This is a genomic window from Bacillus bingmayongensis, from assembly GCF_000299035.1.
Classification (GTDB): domain Bacteria; phylum Bacillota; class Bacilli; order Bacillales; family Bacillaceae_G; genus Bacillus_A; species Bacillus_A bingmayongensis.
Genome location: NZ_JH921517.1, coordinates 710,226 through 722,464, shown reverse-complemented (window position 1 = coordinate 722,464; position 12,239 = coordinate 710,226). Strand labels below are relative to the sequence as shown.

At 37.2% G+C, this 12,239-nt stretch carries 13 protein-coding genes; all 13 read right to left on the bottom strand.

The features are described 5' to 3' along the window. Positions 1–147: 147 nt before the first annotated feature. On the bottom strand, positions 148–399 hold the full coding sequence (locus tag Y7E_RS0110815; RefSeq protein WP_026049173.1) for a YlmC/YmxH family sporulation protein: 252 nt from the start codon (positions 397–399) through the stop codon (positions 148–150). A 188-nt stretch (positions 400–587) separates the two neighbouring features. Further along, positions 588–1,826, bottom strand: a complete 1,239-nt coding sequence (locus tag Y7E_RS0110810) for a M16 family metallopeptidase (RefSeq protein ID WP_017151274.1) — start codon at positions 1,824–1,826, stop codon at positions 588–590. 86 nt (positions 1,827–1,912) lie between these two features. Beyond that, entirely contained in the window at positions 1,913–2,812 is a 900-nt protein-coding gene (locus tag Y7E_RS0110805; RefSeq protein ID WP_017151273.1) for a polysaccharide deacetylase family protein, read from the bottom strand. A 162-nt stretch (positions 2,813–2,974) separates the two neighbouring features. After that, on the bottom strand, positions 2,975–5,128 hold the full coding sequence (pnp, locus tag Y7E_RS0110800; RefSeq protein WP_017151272.1) for a polyribonucleotide nucleotidyltransferase: 2,154 nt from the start codon (positions 5,126–5,128) through the stop codon (positions 2,975–2,977). 159 nt (positions 5,129–5,287) lie between these two features. Then, complete coding sequence (rpsO, locus tag Y7E_RS0110795; RefSeq protein ID WP_001229392.1) at positions 5,288–5,557, bottom strand: 30S ribosomal protein S15; 270 nt, start codon at positions 5,555–5,557, stop codon at positions 5,288–5,290. A gap of 100 nt (positions 5,558–5,657) precedes the next feature. Further along, a complete protein-coding gene (gene ribF / locus Y7E_RS0110790; RefSeq protein ID WP_017151271.1) occupies positions 5,658–6,629 on the bottom strand; it encodes a bifunctional riboflavin kinase/FAD synthetase in 972 nt (323 codons plus the stop codon). A gap of 43 nt (positions 6,630–6,672) precedes the next feature. Further along, complete coding sequence (gene truB / locus Y7E_RS0110785) at positions 6,673–7,596, bottom strand: tRNA pseudouridine(55) synthase TruB (protein ID WP_017151270.1); 924 nt, start codon at positions 7,594–7,596, stop codon at positions 6,673–6,675. Positions 7,597–7,818: 222 nt separating this feature from the next. Beyond that, a complete protein-coding gene (gene rbfA / locus Y7E_RS0110780; protein ID WP_017151269.1) occupies positions 7,819–8,175 on the bottom strand; it encodes a 30S ribosome-binding factor RbfA in 357 nt (118 codons plus the stop codon). Between the two features lie 15 nt (positions 8,176–8,190). Further along, positions 8,191–8,472 carry a DUF503 domain-containing protein gene (locus Y7E_RS0110775; protein WP_017151268.1) on the bottom strand — a complete coding sequence of 94 codons (282 nt, stop codon included), beginning with the start codon at positions 8,470–8,472 and terminating at the stop codon, positions 8,191–8,193. Beyond that, the gene (infB, locus tag Y7E_RS0110770; protein WP_017151267.1) at positions 8,469–10,535 is read right to left on the bottom strand and encodes a translation initiation factor IF-2; all 2,067 of its coding nucleotides are present in this window, start codon (positions 10,533–10,535) and stop codon (positions 8,469–8,471) included. Before infB ends, Y7E_RS0110775 begins: the two co-directional genes overlap by 4 nt. A gap of 4 nt (positions 10,536–10,539) precedes the next feature. Further along, positions 10,540–10,851 carry a YlxQ family RNA-binding protein gene (locus tag Y7E_RS0110765; RefSeq protein ID WP_017151266.1) on the bottom strand — a complete coding sequence of 104 codons (312 nt, stop codon included), beginning with the start codon at positions 10,849–10,851 and terminating at the stop codon, positions 10,540–10,542. Further along, on the bottom strand, positions 10,852–11,124 hold the full coding sequence (gene rnpM, locus Y7E_RS0110760) for an RNase P modulator RnpM (protein WP_017151265.1): 273 nt from the start codon (positions 11,122–11,124) through the stop codon (positions 10,852–10,854). Between the two features lie 11 nt (positions 11,125–11,135). Then, the gene (nusA, locus tag Y7E_RS0110755) at positions 11,136–12,236 is read right to left on the bottom strand and encodes a transcription termination factor NusA (protein ID WP_017151264.1); all 1,101 of its coding nucleotides are present in this window, start codon (positions 12,234–12,236) and stop codon (positions 11,136–11,138) included. Positions 12,237–12,239: the final 3 nt, after the last annotated feature.

Genomic DNA, 12,239 nt, shown 5'->3' with positions numbered 1-12,239 from the left:
AAGGAGACTTTTGCCCTCACTAATCAGGCTTTTACAGACCGTTTATCTCCCACCTAATTCCTATGTTTTTACTGAGTTTTGAGGTGAAGTATTACTGTCCGCAAATAGGAGAATAAAATAAAAAAAGACAACCGAAATGGTTATCTTTCACTGTGAGCCTGAGTGGTTTGCAAGGTCAAAAATAATCATATCATGGCCGACCTTTTTAATACGGTTCCATTCTACACGTACCTCCTGCTGTTCCCTTTTAAATCCACCCCATTTTCCAACTGGTATGATGAGAGCTTGGATCTTACCGTCCTTTTCATTAATTTCTAAATCAGCGTGACCTAAAACCCCCATTTTTTCTGCCCGCTCTAAGTCCACAATTTCTTTTCCACTTAATTCACTTAAACGCATATGCCCCTCTCCTTTACAAGCATCTTCCATGCAATATCCTCAAATCTATCCTATAATAAGTACGTATTCTACATGTCTCTAAAAAATACCAAAAAAATGAACTCCTCTCTCTACCACTCAAAAACTCATTATAAAAGCTTAATACATAAAAAAAACGCATCTCTTCGTAAGAGATACGGTTTTTTTCCTTATTTCATTCCTTTTGGAAGCTCTCCATTCGGGCTAATAAGCGCTGCAGAAAATTCATTTGTAAACATATTGCGAATCAGTAAATCTACATCTGATTTCGTAACACTATTTACACTCTCAATAATTTCATCAAGAGAACGATGCTTTCTAAGAAGTAATTCATTTTTACCATTACGGCTCATACGACTATTCGTACTTTCTAAACTTAACATCAGATTTCCTTTAAGCTGCTCTTTACTATTCACAAGTTCTTTATCTGTAATACCAGTATTCTTTAATGTTTCTAACGTTTCTTGCATCGTATCATACAGCGTATCTAACTGTTGACTTCCTGTACCACCATAAAGTGTTAGCATTCCAGTATCTTCATAAGAAGAATGATAAGAGAACACTGAATATGCTAAACCACGTTGTTCACGTACTTCTTGGAACAGACGGCTACTCATGCTACCACCTAATACATTATTTAATACAATTAAGTTATAAATATCATCATGACCCATTTGCAAGCCTTTGAATCCTAAACATAAATGAGCTTGTTCTGTTTCCTTTTTGCGGGCCACTTTATTAAAATGAAAAATCGGGCTATGTACTTGTTCACGATTTGTTGTTCCTTCGTAGTTACCAAAATATTGTTCCACTGTTTGGACAAATGTTTCATCAATATTTCCAGCAATCGAAACTACAACATTTTCAGGTGTATAATGATCTTTTATATATTGACGCAGTGTATCACCTGTAAATGTTTCAAGCGTTTCTTCTGTACCTAAAATTGGGTATCCAAGCGGATGCGTTTCATATGTCGCTTTCGTTAACATGTCATGTACGATATCATCTGGTGTGTCCTCGTACATTTTAATTTCTTCAAATACAACATTCTTCTCTTTTTTCAATTCTTCTTCATCAAATGTGGAGTTAAAGAACATATCAGCTAATACATCAAGCGCATACTTTGCATGCTCATCAAGTACCTTTGCATAGTAGCACGTGTATTCTTTTGAAGTAAATGCATTCACTTGACCACCAATGCTATCAAATGACTCTGCAATTTCTCTCGCACTACGCGTCTCTGTCCCCTTAAAAAACATGTGCTCTAAAAAGTGCGAAACTCCATTGTTCTTTTCATTTTCATTTCTTGAACCTGCATGAATCCATATACCAATTGCAACAGAACGAACAGTTGGTATATTCTCCATAACGATTCTTACACCATTTTTACAAGTATATTTTTTAATCAAAAACTTTCCTCCTAATGCCAGTTTCTCTAAATTATTGCTATTATTTAATGATAACAAGTTTGAACATGAATGTCATGCAAATGTATTTAATCAATGCGTTTTTCATCTAATAATTCTGTAACATTGCCTACTTTATACCCTTGTTTTTTCAACTGCGAAATCATCGTATCTAGCGCCTCAGCTGTTGGAGATGTCGGATGCATCAATACAATTGCACCCGGGTGCACTTTCCCCATCACACGCTGGAGAATCACTTCAGGCTCTGGGCGTTTCCAATCGATTGTATCAACTGTCCACATAATAGTCCCCATCTTTAATCCATCCGCCACCTCTACAACTTCATCACGGAAACTTCCACTTGGTGGTGCAAACCATCGTACTTTTTGATTTGTAGCTGCCTCAATAATTTGATTTGTCTTTTGTAATTGTTCTAGTATCTGAATTTTAGACAGCGTTTTCATATCTGGATGCGTATAAGAATGATTTCCTACTTCTTGCTTTGCATCTACGATCATTTTTGCAAATCTTAAATTTTCTTTTACCCAGCGTCCTTCTAAAAAAAACGTTGCCTTTACATCGTGCTTTTTCAATGTTTCTAATATACGTGGAAGATACTCATTTCCCCACGCCACATTTATCGTTAATCCTACCATTTTTTTATGTGGATGACCACGATAAATAGGAGAAGGTGATAAATCTTCTAAATGCACGCTTGGTGAAACTTCCCGATATACAAAATGCTTCTCATCAAATTTTCCTATTTTCTTCATGTTATTATATGACGCTTCAATATCAACCTCTTTACCATTATACCCTGGCGTAGCTTTCCAAATCTTATCAATTATCGCATTTTGCGCGGCAATTGAATATTGTTTCGCTTGTTTCTGAATTTCTTCATAAAGATCATCATTTGCTAGCGCTGAATATGAGCATAAACCTATACAAAGAAAGAATACAGATATGAATATAACTATACGAGTTCTCATACAAACCCTCCCATTAACTATACGAATAAGAAAAATCCATTTTCTTATTATCCTTGTTAATTTGAGCGTTATCATAAAAACTATACCTTTTCATCAATAAAAATCTATGCATCAAATATATTTTATTTAACAAAAAAAAGCCAGAAATCCTGGCTTTTTTACTTAATTTTGTTCTTGTGTATTTTCTTGTTTTGTAGCTTCTTCTTTTGCTGCTTCTTTTTCTTGCTCTTCTTTTAGCAATACTTTTCTAGACAAGTTTACACGACCTTGTTTGTCAATCTCGATAACTTTTACTGAAATCTCGTCACCGACTTTCACAACGTCTTCTACTTTACCTACACGTTCAAGTGCAAGCTCAGAAATATGAACAAGACCATCTTTACCACTGAATAATCCAACGAAAGCACCGAATTTTTCAACGCGTTTTACTTTTCCTAAGTAAACCTCGCCTACCTGTACTTCACGAACGATATCTTCGATGATTTTCTTCGCCTTTTCATTCATCTCTTGATCAATAGATGAAATAAAGACTGTACCATCTTGCTCGATATCAATTTTCACGCCAGTTTCTTCAATAATCTTGTTAATTTGTTTGCCACTTGGCCCAATAACATCACGGATTTTGTCCGGATTAATTGTCATTGTAATGATCTTCGGAGCATATTCAGATAGCTCTTTACGAGGCTCAGCAATAGCAGATAACATATGATCTAGAATGTGCATGCGACCAACTTTCGCTTGTTGCAATGCTTCTTCTAAAATTTCACGAGATAAACCAGCAATTTTAATGTCCATTTGTAATGCAGTTACTCCTTGTGCTGTACCTGCTACTTTAAAGTCCATATCACCTAAGTGATCTTCCATACCTTGGATATCAGTTAAAATTGTGTAGTGCTCACCAGACTTCACTAGACCCATTGCGATACCAGCAACTGGCGCTTTCAGTGGAACACCTGCATCCATCATCGCTAATGTACTACCGCAAATACTTGCTTGTGAAGTAGAACCGTTCGACTCTAATACTTCTGATACAAGACGAACTGTGTACGGGAAGTCTTGTTCAGATGGAATAACTGGTTCAAGTGCACGCTCACCTAATGCACCATGGCCGATTTCACGACGACCTGGTCCACGCATTGGTCTTGTTTCACCAACACTAAATGATGGGAAATTGTAATGGTGCATAAAGCGTTTTGATTCTTCTACACCAAGGCCATCTAAAATTTGCACATCACCTAATGCACCTAATGTACAAATACTTAGTGCTTGTGTTTGTCCTCGTGTGAATAAACCAGAACCGTGCGTACGAGATAAAATACCTACCTCTGATGATAAAGGACGAATTTCATCACCTTTACGTCCATCTGGGCGAATTTTTTCAACTGTAATAAGACGACGTACTTCTTCTTTTACAATTTTATATAAAATCTCATTTACTTGTCCTAATGTTTCAGCATCAACTTCTTGCGCTTCGTAATGCTCAATTACACGTTTTTTCACTTCATTAATCGCATCTTCACGCGCGTGTTTTTCATGTACTTGAATTGCAGCATGCATATCTTTCTCTGCCATTTCACGAATAGCTTGATCAAGATCAGCATCAACTTCATATAGCTGCACTTCTGTCTTTTCTTTTCCAACAGCTTGTACAATCTCTTCTTGGAAAGCAATTAGACGTTTAATTTCTTCATGACCGAACATAATTGCTTCTAACATTGTTTCTTCAGGTACTTGATCTGCACCTGCTTCTACCATGTTGATTGCATCTTTTGTCCCAGCTACAACAAGGTGAATATCACTTTGCTCCTGTTGTTCTACTGTTGGGTTAATAACGAATTCGCCGTCGATACGACCAACTGTTGCACCAGCAATTGGGCCTTCAAATGGAATATCTGAAATCGATAACGCTAATGAAGAACCAAGCATAGCTGCCATCTCAGAAGAACAATCTTGGTCAACACTCATAACGATGCTGACAACTTGCACTTCATTACGGAATCCGTCTGCGAAAAGTGGACGAATTGGTCGGTCAATTAAGCGACTTGCTAAAATTGCTTTTTCACTTGGACGACCTTCACGTTTAATAAAGCCGCCTGGGATTTTTCCGACTGCATATAAACGTTCTTCATAGTTTACTGTAAGTGGGAAGAAATCTACATTTTTTGGCTCTTTTGATGCAGTTGCTGTAGATAGAACTGCTGTGTCGCCATATCTTACTAACACTGCCCCGTTTGCTTGTTTTGCAAGCTGGCCTGTTTCAATTGTTAGCTGACGACCAGCTAAATCTATCGAGAAGACTTGCTTTTCTTGACTCATTTAAGTACCCCTCTCAATTTAAAATATTCAATTCTTCTATGTAAATGGATAATATATCACAATATTCTTCCTCTAGTATTACCGAAATTTAAGTAAGCTATAAGAGTAGAAGATATATTTTTACCTAACAAAAAAGCGGGAATATTCCCGCTTCTTTGACTATCGACGTAAGCCAAGCTTTGTGATTAATTCACGGTAGCGTGTGATATCGCTATTACGAAGGTAAGTAAGTAAGTTACGACGTTTACCAACCATCTTTAATAGACCACGACGTGAATGATGATCTTTCTTGTGAGTACGTAAGTGCTCATTTAGAGTGTTAATTTGCTCTGTTAGGACAGCAATTTGAACCTCTGGAGAACCAGTATCAGTCTCATGAGTTCTAAATTGTGCAATGATTTCATTTTTACGCTCTTGTGTTAAAGCCATCCTATTTCACCTCCTAATAATTAAACCCCCAATTACCTAGCAAGCGTCGGTGAGTCGCAATGCCAAGCAATGGTTGTCATAAAGTACATAACATAGAATACTACTTTTCATTTGAAAAAGCAAGTATATTCTTTGCCGCGCTAAAATATTCTTGTGCTGTTTTTTTGTCTTTTGCAATTTGAGCAACTAATTCATCAATGCCATTAAACTTTTTCTCTTCTCGAATACGCATATGCCACTCAACAGTAACAACCTGATCATATATATCCTTATTGAAATGGAATAGATGCACTTCAATAGACAGTTTGCGCTCATCTTCTTTAAAAGTTGGTTTATAACCGATATTACATACGCCATCATGCCACTCATCATGAACTTTTAATCTTACTGCATACACACCAACAGGCGGCAAAAGATATTCCTCACTTAAAGCTACATTAGCTGTCGGAAAACCAATTTGACGTCCACGTTTATCCCCGTGAACAACCGTTCCTTCTACTGTATAAGCCCTACCTAAAATAGATGGAATTTGTTCCATCTCTCCATTTCGAATTAATTTTCGTAATGCTGTGGAACTTACTTTTTCTTCTTGAAATTCAACTTTTTCAATCACGGTCTGTGTAAACTCCCCTCTTGCATGAAATGGTAAAGTCTCCATCGTCCCTTTTCCTAAACGTCCATATGAATAATCAAAGCCTGCTACTACATGCTTTACATTTAGCCCAATAATATATTCATCTACAAACTGTTGTGGCAGTAATCCAGCAAATGATTCATCGAATTTCACCACATATAATATATCAATTCCTAAACTTGCAATTACTTTTTCTTTAATACACGGTGGTGTAATATACTCTACATGCGCTTCCTTTTTCCCTAACACAACAGATGGATGTGGATGGAACGTTATGACAGCACTTTTACATCCTCTTTCATCCGCTATTTTTTTTGCTGTCCGAATCACACGTTGATGTCCTAAATGAATGCCATCAAAAAATCCTAATGCCATTACAGTAGGTGGTAATTCTATTTTATTTTGTTCATGTGGATGAGTTAAATGAATGAGTTTCACGCTTGAATTCACCTTTTTCTGTAATAATCCTTCCAATAATTCATTATAGCTTTAGTTCCTGATTATTCACAAGTACTTTCATTGGTTTTAACATACCAGGGTGTTTTGGATGATGTTCATAAATGGCTAAGCAATGTTCGTTCTTATCAAATACTGTAATAAACGGCGCTGTCACTTGCAGTTCGTTCTTTAAAAACATTCCATTTTTTATCTTTTCTGCTTGTTTTTCATCTACAATCATTTTCGGAAATTTACTTAACGCTTCATCAATTGAGATAAAAATAGACTCTACTGTTCCATTTTGCATGTTTTCTTCAATTTCTTCAAATGATATGCAATCTTCCAGCAGAAATTCTCCTGAAGCTGTTCGCACAAGGTGTGACATATGTGCTGGGAATCCTAGTTTTTCACCGATCATAACAGCTAGTGTTCTCACATACGTTCCTTTGCTACATGTAACTCGGAAACGGAATGAAACATTCTCTCCTTCAAATACCTCACGATTATCAAGTAACACAAATTCGTGGATTGTTATTGTACGAACTGGGCGTTCAACTTCCTTTCCTGCTCTTGCATATTCATATAGTTTCTTTCCGTTTACTTTTACAGCTGAATACATGGGAGGTACTTGCTCAATTGTACCCGTTAATTCTGCTAATACAGATTCCACTTCCGCACGTGTAATTACGCGATTTACATCCTGCTTTTCCACTACTTCACCAGAAGCATCTTCAGTCGTTGTCGAAAACCCTAGTGTAACTTCACCTTCATATGTTTTTGTTTCACTTGTTAAAAATTGCGCAATCTTTGTTGCACGCCCTACACAGATTGGTAATACTCCGGTTACATCCGGGTCTAATGTTCCTGTATGGCCAATTCTTTTTTCACGCAATATCTTTCTTAACTTAAATACACAATCGTGTGATGTCATTCCTTTTGGTTTATGTAATAATAATACGCCTTCCATATGTTCACCTCATCGTTATACTTTTGTAGGAGATGTTCAAAAAATCAGGTATAAATAGCAATCGCTATTTTTCATTTTGTCATCAGTCCTCGTGTAAGTTCCAGCTACACTCCGTCTTCTTTGCCTAGAAATGCTCAGCTCTCTTTATCCTTCCTTTTAAACACTCACTTGTATGCAAAACTTACTTTCCATTTAAAAAATGGATAGACAAATGTCTATCCATTATTCTTCACGTTTACCGTCTTTATTAATTTCATGTAAAAGTGTATCAATTCGATGACCATATCCGATAGATTCATCAAATTCAAAAGAAATCTCCGGTGTTTTACGAAGACGAATACGTTGGCCAATTTCTGAACGAATAAAGCCTTTTGCCTTCGCTAAGCCCTTTAATGTATTCTCTTTCTGTTCTTCGTCTCCTAAAACAGAAATATATACTTTGGCAATTTGTAAATCTCCACTCACTTGTACATCTGTTACTGTAACAAATCCAACACGTGGGTCTTTAATTTTACGACTAATGATGTCGCCTAATTCTTTTTTCATTTGCTCGCCCACACGGTTTGCACGTAATTTCATAACTATTCACCTCATTCAATACCATTCCAATTGTGTTATCGTACGTTCAATTTCAGGAAATGAATCGATGTACTCAAGTACACGATTCATTTCTTTTTCGCAGACAACACGATTTGAGGATACGGAAACAATTGCAATTTCTGTACGTTGCCATACATCTTGATGTCCTACTTCGGAAACAGCTACATTATAACGTTGTTTCACACGAGTTAGCACACGCTGTAAAATTGCTCGTTTCTCTTTTAAAGAATGTACATCATAAATCATACACTCGAATGAGAGTGAAGCGATAATCATCGCTTCACTTCTTCCATAATGTACGCCTCAATGATGTCTCCTTCTTTAAGATCATTGTATCTTTCAATTGTAATACCACACTCATAGTTTTGTGCAACTTCTTTTACGTCGTCTTTGAAACGCTTTAACGTATCAAGTTGTCCTTCGTAAATTACTACACCATCACGGATGATACGCACGCCGCTATCACGTGTGATTTTACCATCTGTTACGTAACAACCTGCGATTGTTCCAACTTTTGTTACTTTGAACGTTTGACGAACTTCCGCTTGACCAATTACTTTTTCTTCAAACTCAGGATCAAGCATACCTTGCATTGCTGCTTCAATCTCTTCGATTACTTTGTAAATAATACGGTGTAAGCGAATATCAACATTTTCTAGCTCAGCTGTACGCTTCGCATTTACATCAGGGCGTACGTTAAATCCGATTACAATTGCATTAGATGCAGAAGCTAAAATAATATCAGATTCTGTAATTGCCCCTACGCCTGTATGGATGATTTTTACTTTTACACCTTCAACATCAATTTTACGAAGTGATGCTGCCATTGCTTCTACAGAACCTTGTACGTCTGCTTTCACAATTAGGTTAATTTCTTTCACATCGCCTTCTTGGATTTGTTGGAATAAATCTTCTAGGCTTAATTTAGATTTTTCACCGCGCTGTGCAAGCAATGCTTGTTGTGCACGTGATTCACCAATTTGACGCGCTTTCTTCTCATCAGCAAATGCCATAAAACGATCGCCCGCTTGTGGTACTTCATTTAAACCTGTAATCTCAACAGGAGTAGATGGACCAGCAACTTTCACACGACGACCAATATCACTTACCATTGCACGAACACGTCCGAATGATGTTCCAACAACAATTGGATCTCCCACTCGAAGTGTACCATTTTGTACAAGTAATGTTGCAATTGTTCCTTTACCTTTATCAAGCTGTGCTTCAATTACAGTACCAGTTGCATAACGGTTTGGATTTGCTTTATATTCTTCCACTTCACTTACAAGAAGAATCATTTCTAATAAGTTGTCAATTCCTTCACCTTTAATTGCTGCGATTGGTACGAAGATTGTGTCACCGCCCCAAGCTTCTGGAACTAATTCGTATTCTGTTAATTCTTGCATTACACGATCTGGATTTGCAGATGGTTTATCCATTTTATTCACAGCAACGATAATTGGTACTCCTGCTGCTTTTGCGTGGTTAATCGCTTCAACAGTTTGTGGCATAACACCATCATCTGCTGCAACAACAAGAATTGTAATATCTGTTACTTGTGCACCACGAGCACGCATTGTTGTAAATGCTGCGTGACCAGGTGTATCTAAGAATGTAATTTTCTTATCATTTACTTCAACTTGGTATGCACCAATATGCTGAGTAATTCCACCAGCTTCGCCAGCAGTTACTTTTGAATTACGGATAGAATCAAGTAATGTTGTTTTACCATGGTCAACGTGTCCCATAATTGTAACAACAGCTGGACGCTCTTTTAAGTTTTCTTCATCGTCTTGCTCATCGATGAATGTTTCAAACTCAGTTTCACTTACAATTACTTCTTCTTCTACCTCAATACCGTAATCACTCGCAAGTAACTCAATTGTGTCTTTGTCTAAATCTTGGTTAATTGTCGCCATAATACCTAGCATGAAGAGCTTTTTAATAAGTTCAGATGGCTCTTTCCCTAGTTTTTTTGCAAGTTCACTTACTGTAAGAGTGCCAGAGAAAGTAATTTTATCTGGTGTTTCTACAACTTGTGTTTGTTGTCTTCCAGCAAAGTTTTCTTGACGTCTGTCTTCATTTCCTTTGCCTTTTTTCTTCTTCTTATTGCTGTTCTTTTTACTGCGAACAACTTTTTCTTCTACTTCAAACTCATCTGCAACAGAAGGTTTTTCTGCTCCAGTATTATATTGATTATCTAATTTGTTTACTACTTCATCGTCTAACATTGTCATATGATTCGAAACCTCGATATTCATTTCTTTTAGTTTTGTAATAATATCTTTACTTGAGATATTGTGTTTCTTTGCATATTCATACACTCGAATTTTACTCATACCTTCACCCCCGGTAAGTTGTATCGAGCATGCTACGCAGCTTTTTCGCAAAGCCCTCATCTAACACAGCTACAACGACTCGCTCGTCTCTCCCAATCGCATGCCCTAATTGTTGTCGATTTTCGACTTTTCTCATTGGTATGTTGTAGTACGTGGTTTTATCTGTAATGCGCTTTGTAGTGTTCGCTGACGCATCTTCAGAAAGCAATACAAGCTTTGCTTTGCCACTTCGTACTTCCTTTAAAACGAGTTCTTCACCCGAAATTATTTTTCGAGCACGGTTTGCTAGTCCTAAAAACGATTTCCAATCGGACACTTATTTCGACTCCTTCTCAACAAGCTCGAGAAGCTCTTCATAAAGGGAACTGTCGACTTTCGCTTTTAGATGATGTTCCAAAATGTTTTTCTTCTGCGCTTGGATGATGCATTCCTTGTCTTTCGACAAATATGCACCACGTCCTGATTTCTTTCCAGTTAAATCAATGGACACTTCGCCCTCTTTGGAACGAACAATGCGAACGAGCTCGCGTTTGGATTTCATTTCTTGTGTTGCAATACATTTTCGTAACGGAACTTTTCGATTGCTCACAATCATCACCTCTATTCGATTTCGTCTTCAACTGAATCGAATGCGATCATGTTGTCTTCTTCTGTTACAATGCCAAGTTGCTTCGCATCAGACTCGCTTTTAATATCAATTTTCCAGCCCGTTAATTTCGCTGCAAGACGTGCATTTTGCCCGCGTTTACCAATTGCTAATGAAAGTTGGTGGTCTGGAACAACAACAGTTGTTGCTTTTTCCTCTTCATTCACAAGTACTTTTACAACTTGTGATGGACTTAAAGCATTTGCTACATATTCAACTGGATCATTTGACCAGCGAACAATATCAATTTTTTCACCTTTTAGTTCATCTACGATGCGTTGTACACGTTGTCCTTTTGGACCTACGCAAGAACCTACTGGATCAACATCAATATTCTCTGCATATACAGAAATTTTGGAGCGGTCTCCTGCTTCGCGTGCAACAGAACGAATCTCTACCGTTCCATCATAAATCTCTGGCACTTCAATTTCAAATAAACGTTTTAAAAGACCTGGATGTGTACGTGATACGTAAATTTGTGGTCCTTTTGTCGTTTTTTCTACTTTTGTGATGAACACGCGAATGCGATCATGTGGTTTGTATTGTTCGTTTGGCATTTGCTCACTTACTGGTAGTAGTGCTTCTACTTTTCCTAAGCTTACATAAATAAAACGCGCATCTTGACGTTGTACAATACCAACCATAATATCTTCTTCACGGTCACTAAATTCTGAATAAATGACACCTCGTTCTGCTTCACGTACACGTTGTGTCACAACTTGTTTTGCAGTTTGTGCTGCAATACGTCCAAAATCTTTTGGTGTTACTTCAATTTCAAGTACATCACCATCTTGATAGTTTGGATTGATATGTCTTGCTTCTTCTACAGAAATTTCAAGACGTGGATCAAACACATTATCAACAACGTCTTTACGTGCTAAAACTTGAATTGTTCCCACCTCTGGGTTAAAGCTAACACGAACGTTTTGTGCTTGGTTAAAATTGCGTTTATAAGCAGAGATTAAAGCTGCTTCAATCGCATCAATAATAATATCTTTGCTAATACCTTTTTCTGATTCTAATACGAGCAAAGCATCTAACAACTCAGTGCTCATGAA